Source organism: Arsenicicoccus dermatophilus, assembly GCF_022568795.1.
In the GTDB taxonomy this organism is placed as follows: domain Bacteria; phylum Actinomycetota; class Actinomycetes; order Actinomycetales; family Dermatophilaceae; genus Arsenicicoccus; species Arsenicicoccus dermatophilus.
The window spans coordinates 1-15,028 of record NZ_JAKZHU010000007.1; the positions used below are offsets into that span (position 1 = coordinate 1).

At 70.8% G+C, this 15,028-nt stretch carries 14 protein-coding genes and 2 pseudogenes; 4 read left to right on the forward strand and 12 right to left on the reverse strand.

The features are described 5' to 3' along the window. From MM438_RS15905 to MM438_RS15920, 5 genes and pseudogenes are all read right to left on the reverse strand, one after another. The coding region (locus tag MM438_RS15905) for a DUF7507 domain-containing protein (protein WP_420914047.1) at window positions 1-326 on the reverse strand (326 nt) is incomplete at its 3' end. Next, the gene (locus MM438_RS17075) at window positions 269-841 is read right to left on the reverse strand and encodes a DUF7507 domain-containing protein (RefSeq protein ID WP_420914048.1); all 573 of its coding nucleotides are present in this window, start codon (window positions 839-841) and stop codon (window positions 269-271) included. The genes MM438_RS15905 and MM438_RS17075, both read right to left, overlap by 58 nt. Next, window positions 837-908: pseudogene (locus tag MM438_RS17080) on the reverse strand (hypothetical protein); the annotation flags it as partial. The gene MM438_RS17075 and the pseudogene MM438_RS17080, both read right to left, overlap by 5 nt. 191 nt (window positions 909-1,099) lie before the next feature. Further along, the gene (locus MM438_RS15915; RefSeq protein ID WP_241454546.1) at window positions 1,100-1,459 is read right to left on the reverse strand and encodes a DUF7507 domain-containing protein; all 360 of its coding nucleotides are present in this window, start codon (window positions 1,457-1,459) and stop codon (window positions 1,100-1,102) included. A gap of 41 nt (window positions 1,460-1,500) precedes the next feature. Further along, the gene (locus MM438_RS15920; protein WP_241454594.1) at window positions 1,501-1,953 is read right to left on the reverse strand and encodes a hypothetical protein; all 453 of its coding nucleotides are present in this window, start codon (window positions 1,951-1,953) and stop codon (window positions 1,501-1,503) included. On the opposite strand from MM438_RS15920, the pseudogene MM438_RS15925 reads away from it, so the two are divergent. From MM438_RS15925 to MM438_RS15935, 3 genes and pseudogenes are all read left to right on the forward strand, one after another. Further along, window positions 1,843-2,941: pseudogene (locus MM438_RS15925) on the forward strand (acyl-CoA dehydrogenase family protein). The gene MM438_RS15920 and the pseudogene MM438_RS15925 sit on opposite strands and share 111 nt — an antisense overlap. 3 nt (window positions 2,942-2,944) lie before the next feature. Then, window positions 2,945-3,673: a glycosyltransferase gene (locus tag MM438_RS15930; RefSeq protein WP_241454554.1), complete on the forward strand. Its 729-nt coding sequence runs from the start codon at window positions 2,945-2,947 to the stop codon at window positions 3,671-3,673. A 279-nt stretch (window positions 3,674-3,952) separates the two neighbouring features. Next, window positions 3,953-4,678 (forward strand): glycosyltransferase, encoded by a 726-nt coding sequence (locus tag MM438_RS15935; RefSeq protein WP_241454556.1) that lies wholly within the window; start codon window positions 3,953-3,955, stop codon window positions 4,676-4,678. 149 nt (window positions 4,679-4,827) lie between these two features. On the opposite strand, the gene MM438_RS16520 is transcribed toward MM438_RS15935, so the two are convergent. The 4 genes from MM438_RS16520 to MM438_RS15950 form a co-directional block, all read right to left on the reverse strand. Continuing rightward, the gene (locus MM438_RS16520; protein ID WP_338155570.1) at window positions 4,828-5,187 is read right to left on the reverse strand and encodes an LCP family protein; all 360 of its coding nucleotides are present in this window, start codon (window positions 5,185-5,187) and stop codon (window positions 4,828-4,830) included. Next, a complete protein-coding gene (locus MM438_RS16525) occupies window positions 5,172-5,459 on the reverse strand; it encodes an LCP family protein (RefSeq protein ID WP_277628511.1) in 288 nt (95 codons plus the stop codon). The genes MM438_RS16520 and MM438_RS16525 overlap by 16 nt, the downstream gene beginning before the upstream one ends. Then, window positions 5,456-5,737: a DUF1573 domain-containing protein gene (locus tag MM438_RS15945; RefSeq protein ID WP_241454571.1), complete on the reverse strand. Its 282-nt coding sequence runs from the start codon at window positions 5,735-5,737 to the stop codon at window positions 5,456-5,458. The genes MM438_RS16525 and MM438_RS15945 overlap by 4 nt, the downstream gene beginning before the upstream one ends. Window positions 5,738-6,289: 552 nt before the next feature. Then, a complete protein-coding gene (locus tag MM438_RS15950; RefSeq protein WP_241454573.1) occupies window positions 6,290-6,460 on the reverse strand; it encodes a hypothetical protein in 171 nt (56 codons plus the stop codon). A 222-nt stretch (window positions 6,461-6,682) separates the two neighbouring features. On the opposite strand from MM438_RS15950, the gene MM438_RS15955 reads away from it, so the two are divergent. Continuing rightward, window positions 6,683-6,991, forward strand: a complete 309-nt coding sequence (locus MM438_RS15955; RefSeq protein ID WP_241454575.1) for a hypothetical protein — start codon at window positions 6,683-6,685, stop codon at window positions 6,989-6,991. Here the strand turns inward: MM438_RS15955 and MM438_RS15960 are convergent. The 3 genes from MM438_RS15960 to MM438_RS15970 all read right to left on the reverse strand — a co-directional run. Then, the gene (locus tag MM438_RS15960) at window positions 6,945-7,652 is read right to left on the reverse strand and encodes a DUF1573 domain-containing protein (protein WP_241454577.1); all 708 of its coding nucleotides are present in this window, start codon (window positions 7,650-7,652) and stop codon (window positions 6,945-6,947) included. The genes MM438_RS15955 and MM438_RS15960 overlap by 47 nt on opposite strands. After that, window positions 7,649-14,545, reverse strand: a complete 6,897-nt coding sequence (locus MM438_RS15965) for a DUF1573 domain-containing protein (protein WP_241454592.1) — start codon at window positions 14,543-14,545, stop codon at window positions 7,649-7,651. The genes MM438_RS15960 and MM438_RS15965 overlap by 4 nt, the downstream gene beginning before the upstream one ends. Continuing rightward, on the reverse strand, window positions 14,542-15,028 hold a 487-nt coding region (locus tag MM438_RS15970; protein ID WP_420914049.1), incomplete at its 5' end, for a DUF7507 domain-containing protein. The genes MM438_RS15970 and MM438_RS15965, both read right to left, overlap by 4 nt.

A 15,028-nucleotide genomic window follows, 5' to 3' on the forward strand; every position in this document is an offset into this window, starting at 1 on the left:
TCCTTGATGACGCTCGCGACCTTGTCCAGGCTGATGGTGGCCTTGGTTGCCACAATCACCGACGAGCTCGCCGAGGTGGTCGTGCCGTCCGGGGCGGTGCCGGTCGCCGTGGCGGAGTTGGTGAAGGCACCCGCGTCGACGTCGGCCTGCGTCCGCACGCGGTTGAGCGGCGGGCAGTCTCGGCTCTCACCGGGCTTCAGCGGGGTGGTGCCGCACGCGGCGGCGGTCACGCCGAGCTGGGCGTCGGTGTAGGTCACCGGGTCCAGGGTCACGTTGCCGGTGTTGGTGACCGTGAAGGTGTAGGACATGGTGTCCCCGGCCCCCACGACGCCGTCACCGTTGTCGGTGATCTTGGACAGCTTCTTGACCAGCGCGATGCCCGGGGTGCGCGCGACGTCGGTCGTGACCGTGTCGGGCCCGGTGGCCTTGACGCCGGCCGGGTCGATACCGTCGCGGTCGCGGCGTCGTCGACCTTGCCCGCGTCGATGTCGGCCTGGGTCAGCGCGTAGGTCCGGGTCGGGCAGACGGTGGGCACCGGCCCGGCGCCACAGATGGCCCGGTGCGCAGGCGCGACGCCGGAGATGCCCAGCTTGGTGTCGGTGTACGTCACCGAGGTGAGCGTCGTCGTGCCGGTGTTCTTGACCGTGAAGGTGTACTGGATCGTGTCGCCGACGTCGGTCCTGCCGTTGTTGTTGGCGTCGACCACGCCACCGGACACCTTGTCCATGGTGATGGTGCTGGTCCGGGTCCAGGTGGCGGTCGCGCTCGACGGCGCGGGCCACCAGGGTGCCCTCGGGGTCGGTGCCGTTGGCGGTCGCGTTGTTGACCACCTTGCCGGCATCGGCGTCGGCCTGGGTGATGGTGTAGGTCCGCGAGATGCAGTCCGTCCGGGTGTCGCCGGGCGCCAGCGGCGTGGTCGTCGACCCGCAGGTGGCGGGTGAGGCCCAGGCGGGAGTCGGTCACCGCGACCGGCGCCAGCGAGGTGTTGCCGGCGTCGGTCACGCCGAAGGCGCAGGATCGAGTCACCGGCACCGATCACGCCGTCGCTGTTGAGGTCGACCGGGGCCCCGGCGACCTTCTTCAGGCTGAGCGAGGGCGCTCAGGCGACGAGCCGCGAGCTGGTGTCCGTGGCCGGGACGTCACCGCTGGTCGGCGTGGTGCCGTGGGCGATGGCGGAGTTGTCCACCGAGCCGCCGTCGATGTCGGCCTGCGTGAGCACGTACGGCGTCGTCAGGCAGGTGCGGGAGGCCCCGGGCAGCAGCGGACCGGTGCCGCAGGCCCTGCTGGCCAGCCCGACCTTGCCGTCGGTGACGGTGACCGGGTTGAGCGTCACGTTGCCGGTGTTCTTGACCGCGGACTGGTAGGTGATCGCGTCGCCGGCGTCGACCTTGCCGTCGCCGTTGGTGTCGACGATCGCCGAGTCGGTCTTGTCCAGGGTCATCTTCGGGTTGGCCGTCACCGGGACGTCCGCCGTGGCCGTGGCCGTGACGGTCGTGCCCTTCAGGAGCTTGGGACCGCCGAGCGCGAAGGCGGCGTTGATCTTGTTCTTGCGGTGCCCGGGGATGGGGACGTAGGAGTCGCGGGGAGCGACACCATCGCGGACTTCTGCCCGGTCCCGAAGACGTGCACCAGGATGATCCAGTCGGTGCGCTGACCCTCGGCGTCACCGGTGGACAGGGCCTTCTCCTCCTCGGCCGTCATCCCCGGCGCCAGTCCGACCAGCAGGTAGTTGTAGCCCTTGACCCGGGACGGCCGCTCACCCGCGGCGGCGTGACGAGCGTGCCAGCCAAGATCCCCGCAGACCTGTTCCGGACCACCGAGGAGCACGAGGAGCTCCGGGCGATGCTGCGCCAGGTGGTCGCCGAGAAGATCGCCCCGGCCGCGGCCCAGGTGGACGAGGAGGGGATCTTCCCGCAGGCCGCCTACGACGCGCTGCGCCAGGTCGACCTGCACGCACCGCACGTGGCGCCGGAGTACGACGGAGTGGGCCTGGACGCCCTCGGCACCTGCATCGTCATCGAGGAGGTCGCCCGGGGCTGTGCCTCCTCCTTCGCTCATCCCCGCGGTCAACAAGCTCGGCTCGCTGCCGCTGGTCCTCGCCGGCTCCGAGGAGGTCAGGGCGCGCTACCTGCCGCCGCTGGCCCGCGGCGAGGCGATGTTCTCCTACGGCCTGTCCGAGCGGGAGGCCGGCTCGGACACCGCCGGGATGCGCACCCGCGCCCGCCGCGACGGCGACGACTGGGTCCTGCACGGCACCAAGGCGTGGATCACCAACGCCGGTGTCTCCGAGTACTACACGGTCCTCGCGGTCACCGACCCCGACGGCCGCCGCGGCGCGAACGTCACGGCCTTCGTCGTCGAGAAGGGCGACGAGGGCGTCGGCTTCTCCGAGCCGAAGCGCAAGCTCGGCGTCAAGGGCTCGCCCACCCGCGAGCTGCACCTGGACGACGTGCGTGTCGGTGACGACCGGCGTGTCGGCAAGGTCGGCGAGGGCCTCAAGATCGCCCTGCGCACCCTGGACCACACCCGCATCACCATCGGCGCCCAGGCCGTCGGCATCGCCCAGGGCGCCCTCGACTGCGCGCTGGCCTATGTCAAGGAGCGCAGGCAGTTCGGCAAGGCCATCGGGGAGTTCCAAGGTCTGCAGTTCATGCTGGCGGACATGGCGATGGAGCCAGGCGGCCCCCTGGTGTACGTCGCGGCGGCGCGGTCCGAGCGCGGCGACGCCGACCTGACCTTCTTCGGCGCGGCCGCCAAGCGCTTCGCCGGCGACGTGGCGATGAAGGTCACGACCGACGCGGTGCAGGCCCTCGGCGGGGCCGGCTACACCAAGGACTTCCCCGTGGAGCGGATGATGCGCGACGCCAAGATCACCCAGATCTACGAAGGCACCAACCAGATCCAGCGCCTGGTCATGGCCAGGCAGATCCTCGAGGGCTGAGTCATGGACCTCTCGACGCGTGTGGTGGCGGTGGTCGTCACCTGGAACCGCAAGGCCCTGCTCACCGAGACCCTCGACGCGCTCGCCGCCCAGACCCATCCGCCGACGCGGGTCGTGGTGGTGGACAACGCCTCCGACGACGGCACCGGCGAGCTGCTGGCCGCCCGGGCCGCGGGTGACCCGACGCTGGACGTCACCACGGCCCGGCACAACGCGGGCGGTGCGGGCGGCTTCGCGCTCGGCCTGCGCCGGGGCCTGGAGCTCGGCTGCGACGCGCTGTGGGTGATGGACGACGACACCGTCCCCACCCCCACGGCCCTCGCCGAGCTCGTCCGCGCCCGCGAGGAGCACCCGCTCGGCATCCCCGCGATCGTGGCCAGCCGGGTGGTGTGGACCGACGGGCGCGACCACCCGATGAACACGCCCCGCCGCTCACCCTTCGCGAGCCTCGCCGAGTCCGCCGCGGCCGCCGAGATCGGCTGCCTGCCGGTCCGGTCCGCGAGTTCGTGCTCGTTGCTGTGCGACGCCGCGGTCGTGCGCGAGCGCGGGCTGCCGGTGGCGGACTACTTCCTGTGGAACGACGACTTCGAGTACTCCACGCGCCTGGTCCGCGGCGGGCACGGGATCGCCTGCCCCACCTCGGTCGTCGTCCACAAGGAGACCTTCGGCGCCACCGACGCCGAGGTTCTACTGGGAGGTGCGCAACAAGGTCTGTCCGGTCGCGCTCGCTGACGCCGTGGGAGAAGGTACGGCGGGTCCTCCCTGGTGCGCTGGGGGCGCACGTCGCCCGGCAGGACGGCGGGTGCTGCTGGACGGTCTGGGCCGGGGGCTGTGGGACGGGGTGCGGCGCGGGCCGCGCCCGACCGAGGAGCTGTTGTCCGCGGCGGTGGCTCCGGCGGCCCCGTCGCAGGAGGAGGATCGATAGCCCGAGGCGCACGGCTTCAGCGTGCTGATGTGCGTCTACCGCGCCGACGACCCGAGGCATCTCGCCGAGGCCTTCACTCGGTGACGGTGGAGCAGACCCGACGGCCGGCCCAGGTGGTGCTGGTGCAGGACGGCCCGGTGCCGCCACCGCTGGAGGCCGCCATCGACGCTGGTCGCCGGTCGGTCGTCCCGGTCGAGCTGGTGGTGCCCGTCAACCGCGGGCTCGGCGTCGCTCTCACCGAGGGTATGGCGCGCTGCGCGCACGACGTCGTGGCCCGGATGGATGCCGACGACATCTCGCTGCCCACCCGCTTCGCGGTGCAGGTGCCGATCGTCGAGGGCGGGGTGGACTGCGTGGGCTCGGGGATGCTGGAGATCGGCACCGGTCGCGACGACGTGGTCGGCACCCGGGTGCCCCCGCTGTCCGAGGAGCGGATCGTCGCGTCCTCGCGGATGGCGCAGCCCTTCAACCACCCGACGGTCGTCTACCGCCGGCGCGCGGTCGAGGCGGCGGGTGGCTACTCCGACTTCAAGCAGATGGAGGACTACCTGCTCTTCGCCCGGATGATCCAGGGCGGGGCGCGGGTGGACGTGCCGAGCCGCTGCTGTGCTACCGCGTGGGGGAGGGGGCCTACGCCCGCCGGGGCGGCTGGTCGATGCTGCGCACCGAGCTGGCGCTGCAGCGGCGCTTCCTGCGGATGGGTTTCACCACGCCCGCGCAGTGCGTCACGTGCTGGTGCGCGGGGTCTACCGGATCGTCCCCGAGGGCATCCGGCGGGTCGCCTACCGCGCGGTGCTCGCGCAGCGCGGTGACCGCTGAGGCCCTGCCCCGGCATACCTCCTGCCGACACGACGGAGCCGCACCTGCCCCCGGTGTCGTCACGCGGACCGGGCGGGGGTCAGCGCACCGCCTCGTCGTTCTTGATCGCGGCGAAGAACGCCCGGGCCTTCGCTGTCCCACTTCACGGCGTGGCGCCGGAGATGGGCACGACCAGGGACAGGGTGTCGCCGGTCGAGGCCCCGCGCAGGGCCTGCATCACCTTGGTCAGGTCGCCGACACCGGTGCCCTCGCCGACCTTGACCCCGCCGGCCGCCGCGTGGCTGAAGCCCCAGTAGCGCCAGGGCAGCAGCACCGTGGCCGGGCTGACGGCCTTGTGCATGATCGCGCCGAGGAACTGCCGCTGGCGCTTGGCCCGCCCCAGGTCACCCTCGGGATCGGTGTAGCGGGACCGGACGAAGCCCAGGGCCTGCGCGCCGTCCAGCGTCTGCGGCCCCTTCTGGAGGTTGATCCCGGCCTTCTCGTCGTTCATGACGAAGGGCACGTCGATTGTCGACCTTGGCGAAGCCGCCGAAGCCGATCTCGACGTACCCGTCGGATGCCGGTCACGCCCTCGACCGTCGCCACCAGGAGCTTGGGACCGCCGAGCGCGAAGGCGGCGTTGATCTTGTTCTTGCGGTGCCCGGGGATGGGGACGTGGTCGCGGGGAGCGACAGGCTTCTGCCCGGTCCCGAAGACGTGCACCAGGATGATCGAGTCGGTGCGCTGACCCTCGGCGTCACCGGTGGACAGGGCCTTCTCCTCCTCGGCCGTCATCCCCTGGCGCGAGTCCGACCCCACAGCAGGTAGTTGTAGCCCTTGACCCGGGACGGCCGCTCACCCGCCGGCGTGACGTCGACGTTCGACACCGTGCTCCAGGCGGCGTGAGGACCAGGAAGGCGAGCCAGGCGACCAGCACCAGGGCCGCCAGCGCCAGGACCGATCGTCTGGTTGCCGGTGTTGGTCACCGTGAAGCTGTAGGTGATCGGCTCACCGACGTCGATGCGACCGTTGTCGCGCTGGCCGTGGCCGGGCCGGAGGTCTTCGAGGAACACCTCGCGGATCGCGCGGCGGGCGCCCGGGTGTGATGTCGGTCTGCACCGTCGAGGTGGCCTGCGGCGAGTGGACCATCGGCAGCGTGCTGTTGAAGCCGTACGCCGTGGCAGGCGGGTGACGACCTTGCCAGGCGTCGACGTCGGCCTGGGTAAGCGTGCAGCACCACGCTGGGTGCAGGTGGCGACTCCAGCCCGACAGCTCGAGGCGACGTGGAGCCGTCCGGCAGGACCGGCACGGTGCAGCCACCGGTCCTTGACGATACCCACCGCCAGACCCGCCGCCCGTCCATGACCAGGCGGTCCAGCGGCGGGTGCCGGTGTTGGTGATGGTGAAGGAGTAGGTCACCTTGTCACCGGCGTCGGGGCTCGGCCCGCGCGACGACGTCGTCGATCGGGGTGACGCGACTTGACGACAGGTCGATGCCCTGCCGGGTCGGCACGGTGACCGAGGCGTTGCCGTGGGACACCGGGTGCCGGTGCCGGTGGTGCCGGCCAGGGTCACGGTGTTGACGATGACGCCGTTCTGGTAGTCGGTGGCCGTGCCGGTGTAGGTCAGGTTCGGCAGGTCGCGGGTGGCGCCGGGGGCTGGAGCAACGGGCCGCTGCCGCAGGGCATCGGCGTCGCCGAGATCAGCGGGTCGTGCACGGGACGGACCGGGCACACCGAGACGGTCGCCGTGCCCGTGTTGGTGACGGTGATCGCGAAGACGAGCTTGTCGCCCACCGAGGTGATGCCGTCACCGTTGTCGATGAGGTTGATCGCGTGCTTGGTCGCCGACAGGCTCGGGGCCTGCGTGACCGGCGTGAGGCGGGCCCCGTCGTCTTCGCCTGCTTGCCCAGGGGCGTGCTGGCGGTGACGTAGGCGTTCACGTACTGTCCACGGTCCCGGCGTCCACGTCGACCTGGGTCAGCGCGTAGGTCCGGGTGCACGTCGACGACTCGCGCGATGAGCCTGCTCGTGTTGGGCGTGCACTGGACGCTGCTCATGCCCAGCTTCGCGTCGGTGACCCCGACGAGCGAGCTGGCGCACCTGGTGACGGCGCCGGTGTTGGTCGCCCAGGACGACCACGAAGGTGTAGGTGATCGTGTCACCGACCGACTGCTTGCCGTCGTTGTTGGCGTCGACGATGCCCGACGCGGTCTTGTCGAACTGCAGCAGCGGGGTCAGCCTGCCAGCGGCGCTCGGCGCGCGGTCTACGAGCCTGGGCTCACCGCGGATGTTCTTGGGCGAGGCCCGTGGTCGTGGCCGAGTTGACGACCGCCGGCGTCTTGGTGCCGTTGGCCAGCGTCACGGCCTGGTCCAGGTCCTTCTGGGTGATGGTGTACGTCGAGGTCGGGCACTCGGCCGACATACCGGGGTCGAGCACCTGCGAGGTGCAGACCTGGTCGACGATGCCGATGCGCGCGTCGGTGTAGCGGACGTCGTGCAGCGACAGGTTGCCGGTGTTCTTGACGTAGAACCGGTAGGTCAGGGTGTCGCCGGCGCCGATGACGCCGTCGCCGTTGGTGTCGGACGGGGCCGCCACCAGCTGCTTGTCCATCGAGATGGACCGCACGGCGGTGATCGAGACCGGGGCCGACTGGGTGTTGGTCACCGTCTGGCCGGTCGGGTCCAGGCCCGCCGCGGTCGCGGTGTTGGTCATGCCGTTGTTGTTGAGGTCGGCGAGGGTCAGGGCGTACGTCGCGGTGCAGGACGTCGACGCGCCGGGCGCGAGCGAGGTCCGGCCGCCGCAGGTGGCCCGGTCCATGCCCACCATCGGGTCGGTCAGGGTGACCGGCGACAGGGTGGTGTTGCCGGTGTTGGTGATCGTGAAGGTGTACGTCACCGTGTCGTTGACGTCCTGCTCCTTGTTGCCGTTGACGTCGACGATCGTGCCGGCCGTCTTGGCCAGCTTGATGCCGGACGCCGCGGTCACCGAGGTGCTGGCGTCGACGCCGCGCCGGACACCGGGGTGCCCTTGGGGTCGGTCGCCGCGATGGTGGCGGTGTTGTTGACGCCACCGGCGTCGACCTGCGCCTGCGTGAGCTTGAGCGGGTATGCCGTGCAGGTGCGCGTCGCACCCGGGGCGAGGTCGCCCGTGCCGCAGGCCACGGCGGCGAGGCCCAGCGTCGGGTCCGTGAGGGTCACGGCGCTCAGCGTCGTCGTGCCGGTGTTGCGCACCACGAACGAGTAGGTCACGGTGTCGCCCGCGTCGGCCCGCCCGGTCGAGTTGGTGTCCGCGATGGCGGACGCCGTCTTGTCCAGGGTGATGGTCGACGACTGCGGCACGGTGGTGGACGTGGCGTCGCTGACCGTCGGGGTTCGGGCGCCGTTGATCGTCGCCGTGCCGTAGGCCGTGGCGGTGTTGTCGACCACGCCGGCGTTCACGTCGGCCTGCGTCAGCGGGTAGGTCTTGGCCAGGCACGTGGTGCTGGCCCCGGGGGCGAGCGTCGTGCTGGTGCAGACCGCGCCGGCGTAGCCGAGCCTGGCGTCGGTCAGGGTGACCTGGCCGAGCGTCACGGTGCCGGTGTTGGTGACGGTGAACGTGTAGTCGATCGTGTCACCCACGTCGGCCCGGCCGCTGGAGTTGGTGTCCTTGATGACGCTCGCGACCTTGTCCAGGCTGATGGTGGCCTTGGTTGCCACAATCACCGACGAGCTCGCCGAGGTGGTCGTGCCGTCCGGGGCGGTGCCGGTCGCCGTGGCGGAGTTGGTGAAGGCACCCGCGTCGACGTCGGCCTGCGTCCGCACGCGGTTGAGCGGCGGGCAGTCTCGGCTCTCACCGGGCTTCAGCGGGGTGGTGCCGCACGCGGCGGCGGTCACGCCGAGCTGGGCGTCGGTGTAGGTCACCGGGTCCAGGGTCACGTTGCCGGTGTTGGTGACCGTGAAGGTGTAGGACATGGTGTCCCCGGCCCCCACGACGCCGTCACCGTTGTCGGTGATCTTGGACAGCTTCTTGACCAGCGCGATGCCCGGGGTGCGCGCGACGTCGGTCGTGACCGTGTCGGGCCCGGTGGCCTTGACGCCGGCCGGGTCGGTGCCCGTCGCGGTCGCGGTGTTGTCGACCTTGCCCGCGTCGATGTCGGCCTGGGTCAGCGCGTAGGTCCGGGTCGGGCAGACGCGGGACTCGCCCGGCGCCAGCGGCCCGGTGCCGCAGGCGACGCCGGAGATGCCCAGCTTGGTGTCGGTGTACGTCACCGAGGTGAGCGTCGTCGTGCCGGTGTTCTTGACCGTGAAGGTGTACTGGATCGTGTCGCCGACGTCGGTCCTGCCGTTGTTGTTGGCGTCGACCACGCCACCGGACACCTTGTCCATGGTGATGGTGCTGGTCCGGGTCCAGGTGGCGGTCGCGCTCGACGGCGCGGTCACCACGGTGCCCTTGGGGTCGGTGCCGTTGGCGGTCGCGTTGTTGACCACCTTGCCGGCATCGGCGTCGGCCTGGGTGATGGTGTAGGTCCGCGAGATGCAGTCCGTCCGGGTGTCGCCGGGCGCCAGCGGCGTGGTCGTCGACCCGCAGGTGGCGGCGGTGAGGCCCAGGCGGGAGTCGGTCACCGTCACCGGCGCCAGCGAGGTGTTGCCGGTGTTGGTCACGCCGAAGGTGTAGGTGATCGAGTCACCGGCACCGATCACGCCGTCGCCGTTGAGGTCGACCGGGGCCCCGGCGACCTTCTTCAGGCTGAGCGAGGGCGTCGAGGCGACGAGCCGCGAGCTGGTGTCCGTGGCCGGGACGTCACCGCTGGTCGGCGTGGTGCCGTGGGCGATGGCGGAGTTGTCCACCGAGCCGCCGTCGACGTCGGCCTGCGTGAGCACGTACGGCGTCGTCAGGCAGGTGCGGGAGGCCCCGGGCAGCAGCGGACCGGTGCCGCAGGCCTGGCTGGCCAGCCCGACCTTGCCGTCGGTGACGGTGACCGGGTTGAGCGTCACGTTGCCGGTGTTCTTGACCGTGAACTGGTAGGTGATCGTGTCGCCGGCGTCGACCTTGCCGTCGCCGTTGGTGTCGACGATCGCCGAGTCGGTCTTGTCCAGGGTCATCTTCGGGTTGGCCGTCACCGGGACGTCCGCCGTGGCCGGGGCCGTGACGGTCGTGCCCTTCGGGTCCTTGGCCGTCGTGCCGGCGTCGTTGTGCACGGCACCGGCGTCGACGTCGGCCTGCGTCGTGGTGTAGGTGCGCGTGGTGCAGGTGACCGAGGCGCCGGGCGCCAGGGTGCCGGTGCCGCACGCGACGTTCGCCATACCGAGCTTGGCGTCGTTGACGACCACCGAGCTGAGCGTGGTGGTGCCGGTGTTGGTCACCTTGAAGGTGTAGGTGATCTGGTCCCCGGCGTCCGGTCCGTTGCCGTCCAGGTCGGTGATCGCGCCGGCGGTCTTGGTCAGCGAGATCAGCGAGGAGCCGTAGGTCGTCGTGCTCGTGCCGTCCGCCTGGTTGACGACGGTGACGCCGGTCGGCGGGGTCGCGACGACGGAGGCGTTGTTGGCCACCGAGCCGGAGTCCACGTCGGCCTGGGTCAGGACGTACGTCTTGGCCGGGCAGGAGGCCGTCACCCCCGGGACCAGCGACGCGACGCACTGGGCGTTGCTGATGCCCAGCTTGGTGTCGCTGTAGGTCACCGGGGTCAGGGTGGTGGTGCCGGTGTTGGTCACCGTGAAGGTGTAGGTGATCGTGTCACCCGCGTCCGGCCCGTTGCCGTCGATGTCGACCAGCGAGCCGGCCTGCTTGTCGAAGGTGTACGACGCGGTCCGCGTCCAGGGCATGACGACCGTGTCGGTCGCCGCGACCTTGGTGCCGTCCGGCTTGGTGCCGGTCAGCGTCGCGGTGTTGTCGTAGTGGCCCGCGTCGACGTCGGCCTGCGTCAGCACGTGGTTGCGCAGCGGGGTCGTCGGGTAGCCCGCCGGGTAGCAGGTGACCTCCTGGCCCGGGTCGAGCGTGCCGGTGCCGCACGTGGCGTTGTAGATCCCGATGGCCGGGTCGTCCTTGCGAACGTCGGTCAGCGTGATGTTGCCGGTGTTCCTGGCGATGAGGGTGTAGTCGATGCGGTCGCCCGCGTCGACGATCCCGTTGCCGTTGACGTCGACCATGACGCCCCGCTTGTCCAGGGTCAGCCCGGTCGTCTGCGGCACGATCCGCGAGTTGGCGTCGCTCGCGGTCACCGGGGTGCTCGACACCGCCGAGACCGCGTTGACGGTCGCGGTGTTGTCCACCGAGCCACGGTCCACGTCGGTCTGCGTCAGCGCGTAGACCTGGACCAGGCAGGTGGTGGAGGCACCAGGCGCCAGGGCGGTGACCGCCGGCGAGCACGAGGCGGCGTCGAGGCCCAGCTTGGCGTCGGTGATCCGGATCGAGGTCAGGTCCACGTTGCCCGTGTTGGTGACCTTGAACGAGTAGGTGATGGTGTCACCCGGGCCCACGACGTCGTCCCGGACGGTGTCCGCGATGACGGTGTCGGTCTTGTCCAGGGCGATCCTGGGCGCGGTCGTGATCGGCACGTCGACGGCCGAGGGGGCCGTGACCGCGGTCCCGGCCGGGTCCTTGCCCGTCACCGAGGCGGCGTTGTGCACCAGACCGTTGTTCACGTCGGCCTGGGTCAGCGTGTAGGTCTGCTGAGGGCAGGTGACACCGGCGCCGGGCGCGAGCGGGCCGGTGCCGCAGGCCACGTTGGTCAGGCCCAGCTTGGCGTCGTCGAGGACGACCGAACTGATGGTCGTGGTCCCGGTGTTGGTCACGGTGAAGGTGTAGGTGATCTGGTCACCGGCGTCCGGACCGTTGGTGTCGAGGTCGTTGAGGGCGCCCGCCTTCTTGACCAGCGACAGCCTGTCCTTGCCGACGGTGGGGGTGCTGACCAGGGACTTCTGGTCGGTCACCGGTACCCCGGCCGGCGGGATCGCCACCGCGGACGCGACGTTGTCCACCGACCCGGCGTCGATGTCGGCCTGGGTGAGCGTGTAGAGCTTCGCCGGGCAGGCCAGGGTCTGGCCGGGAGCCAGCGAGGCCACGCACGGGGCGCCGCTGATGCCGAGCTTGGCGTCGGTATAGGTCACCGGGGCCAGGGTCACGTTGCCGGTGTTGGTCACCGAGAAGGTGTAGGTAACGGTGTCACCGGCGTCCGGCCCGTTGCCGTCGTTGTCGACCAGCGAGCCCGCGGTCTTGGCGAAGGAGTAGGCCGCCGTCCGGGTGAAGGGCAGCATCACGGTGTCGGTCGCGTTGATCGCCGTGCCGTCCGGCTTCTTGCCGGCCAGGGTGGCGGTGTTGTCGTAGTGACCCGCGTCGATGTCGGCCTGCGTCAGCACGTGGCTGCGCATCGGCGTCGTCGGGTAGCCCGACGGCCAGCAGTGGCGGCTCTCGCCCGGCGCCAGCTGCCCGGCGATCTCGGTGCCTGCCTGGCCCGCCGCCGTGGTCGGGTCGTAGCACAAGGCGTTGTTGATGCCGATGGCCGGGTCGTTCTTGCGGACGTCGGTGAGCGTCGTGTTACCGGTGTTGGACGCCAGCAACGAGTAGTCGATGCGGTCGTTGACGTCCACGATGCCGTTGTTGTTGACGTCGACGTACGTCCCGACCTTGTCCAGGGTCAGCCCGAAGGTCTGGTGGATCGGGGTCGAGGTGGAGTCGGTGGAGCTGCGCGTCGCGCCCGAGGGGCCCGTCGACGAGGCGGTCGCCGTGTTGTTGACGACGCCGGCGTCGATGTCGGCCTGGGTGATCGCGTAGGTGTTGCTCACCGTGACCTGGCAGGTCCGGGTCTGGCCGGGCAGGAAGTCACCCGTGCCGCAGGCCACCGGGTTCGGCGACAGCCGGGTGTCGGTGACGACGAGGTTGCGCTGCGTCGTCGTGCCCGTGTTGGTGACCGTGAAGGTGTAGGTGATGGAGTCGCCCGGGTCGGACTCGTCCTTCACCGTGCCGGTGTCCTTCAGCACGCTGGCGGTCTTGTCCAGCGTGATCTCGCCGACCCGCGACACCGGGGTGGTCGTGGTCGCGGTCGCCGTGACCGGACCGGTGGGCGAGATCGCGGAGGCGCTCGCCGCGTTGGTCACGCCGGCGGCGTCGACGTCGGCCTGGGTCAGCGTGTAGTTCACCGGCGGGCAGGTCGCCGTGGCGCCGGGGGCGAGCGAGGCCACGCACGCCGCCCCCGCGGCCACGCCGGCCTTGGCGTCGGCGTAGGTCACGTTCGTCAGGGTGGTGTTACCGGTGTTGGTCACCGAGAAGGTGTAGGTGATGACGTCACCCACGTCCTGGCGGCCGTCACGGTTGGCGTCCTGCACCGGCCCGGCGATCTTGGACATCGTCAGGGTGCCGGTGCGGGTCAGCGACGTCGACGTCGAGTCGGGCACGGTCAGGGTCGTGCCGTCCGGGCGGGTGAAGGTCGCGACGGCGTCGTTGGCCACCGAGCCGCGGTCCAGGTCGGCCTGGGTGAGGACGTACACGCGTGCCGGGCAGTCCCGGGTCTCCCCCGGTGCCAGCGCAGTGGTCCCGCAGGCCGCCCTGTCCAGGCCGAGGAGCGGGTCGCTGTAGGTGACCGGGTTGAGGTCGGTCGTGCCGGTGTTGGTGACCGAGAAGGTGTAGGTGATCGTGTCGCCCACGTCGGTGCCGTTGGCGTCGATGTCGGCCACCGAGCCAGCCACCTTGTCGAAGGTCGCACCGGAGGTCACGGCCAGCGGGGTCCGCGCCGTCGAGCTGGCCGTGACCGCGGCACCCAGCGCGGGCGTGCCCGTCACGGTGGCGGTGTTGACCACGGTGCCGGCGTTGAAGTCCGCCTGCGTGGTGGTGTATGACACCGCGGTGCAGCTCACCTGCTGGCCCGGCTCGAGGGCGGTGCTGCCGCACCGGACGTTCGACAGACCCAGCTTGGTGTCCGTGAGGGTCACCGTGCTCAGGGTCACCGATCCGGAGTTCGTCACCACGAAGGAGTAGGTGATCCGGTCGCCGGCGTCCTGCTTGCCGTCGTTGTTGGTGTCCACCGGCGTGCTGCCGGTCTTGACCAGCGTGATGCCGGTGGAGGTGTCGAGCGGGGTGGACGTGCCGTCCTTGGCCGACGGCGTGGTGCCGTCGGGGGCGGTCGCCGTCGCCGACGCGTCGTTGACCAGCGAGCCGGTGTTCACGTCCGCCTGGGTGACCGCGTAGGTCTTGGGCGGGCAGGTCACGGTGACCCCCGGCGCCAGCGGCGCCGTGCCGCAGGCGAGGGACGCGATACCGAGCTTGGCGTCGCTGTACGTCACCGTCTTGAGCGTCGTGGTCCCGGTGTTGGTGACCGAGAAGGTGAACTCGATCGTGTCACCGGCGTCCTTGACGCCGTTCTTGTTGGTGTCGGTCCACAGGCCGACTGCCTTGTCCAGCGACAGCGTGTTGATCGGCGGGTAGGTCGTGGTCACCGAGCTGGTGCCCTGGACGACGGTCTTGGCCGGGTCCAGCGCCGCCACGGAGGCGTTGTTGGTGAGCTTGCCCAGGTCGATCTCGGCCTGGGTGAGGGCGTGGGTCACGCCGCTCGGGAAGCAGTAGGCGCTCGCGCCCGGGGCCAGGGAGGTGATGTTCGTGCAGGTCGCCCCGGACAGGCCGAGGGCGGCGTCGGTCACGGTCACCGTGCCGAGCGTGGTGGTACCGGTATTGGTGACCTGGAAGCGGTAGGTCACCGTGTCGCCCGCGTCGACGCGGCCGTCGTTGTTGGCGTCGACGACCGAGCCGGCCGACTTCGTCAGCCTGACCGTGGAGGCCGTTACCAGCGCGGTGGACGTCGTGTCCGTGGGTGAGACGATCGGCTTGCCCACGAGGTCGGTGCCCGTCACGGAGGCGGAGTTGTCCACCGTGCCGCGGTCGGCGTCGGCCTGGGTCAGCGTGTACGTCACCGCCGAGCAGCTGCGGGTCTGGCCGGGGGCCAGGCCCGTCGAGCCGCACGGGAGCGGGTGGGCGCCAGCAGCGTGTCGGTGAGCTGGACGTTGTTGGCGGTCACGTTGCCGACGTTGGTCACCGTGAAGGTGTAGGTGATCGTGTCACCCGCGTCGGGTCCGTTGCCGTCCAGGTCCACGAGCGTGCCGGCGACCTTGTCGAAGGTCAGCGCCGGGGTGTGCGAGATCGGCGTGGTGGTCGAGGCCGGGGCGGTCACCTCGGCACCCGACGGCGGCTTGCCGTAGGCCGTCGCGTGGTTGACCACCTGCTGGGCGTCCACGTCACCCTGCTGGACGACATAGGTCGTCTTCGCCACGGTGAGCGGGCAGGTGCGCACCTCGCCGGGGGCCAGCGGTCCGGACCCGCAGGCCTCCTTGACCAGGCCGAGCTTGTCGTCGGTGACGGTCACGGGGTTCAGGGTCGTGGAGCCGGTGTTCCTGACC

What these genes read in the sequence shown, in the direction of transcription:
- MM438_RS17075 (WP_420914048.1), bottom strand. Translation starts at nt 841, where the DNA reads ATGCCGGCAAGGTGGTCAACAACGCGACCGCCAACGGCACCGACCCCG.
- MM438_RS15930 (WP_241454554.1), top strand. Translation starts at nt 2,945, where the DNA reads ATGGACCTCTCGACGCGTGTGGTGGCGGTGGTCGTCACCTGGAACCGC.
- MM438_RS16525 (WP_277628511.1), bottom strand. Translation starts at nt 5,459, where the DNA reads ATGACGGCCGAGGAGGAGAAGGCCCTGTCCACCGGTGACGCCGAGGGT.
- MM438_RS15955 (WP_241454575.1), top strand. Translation starts at nt 6,683, where the DNA reads ATGAGCCTGCTCGTGTTGGGCGTGCACTGGACGCTGCTCATGCCCAGC.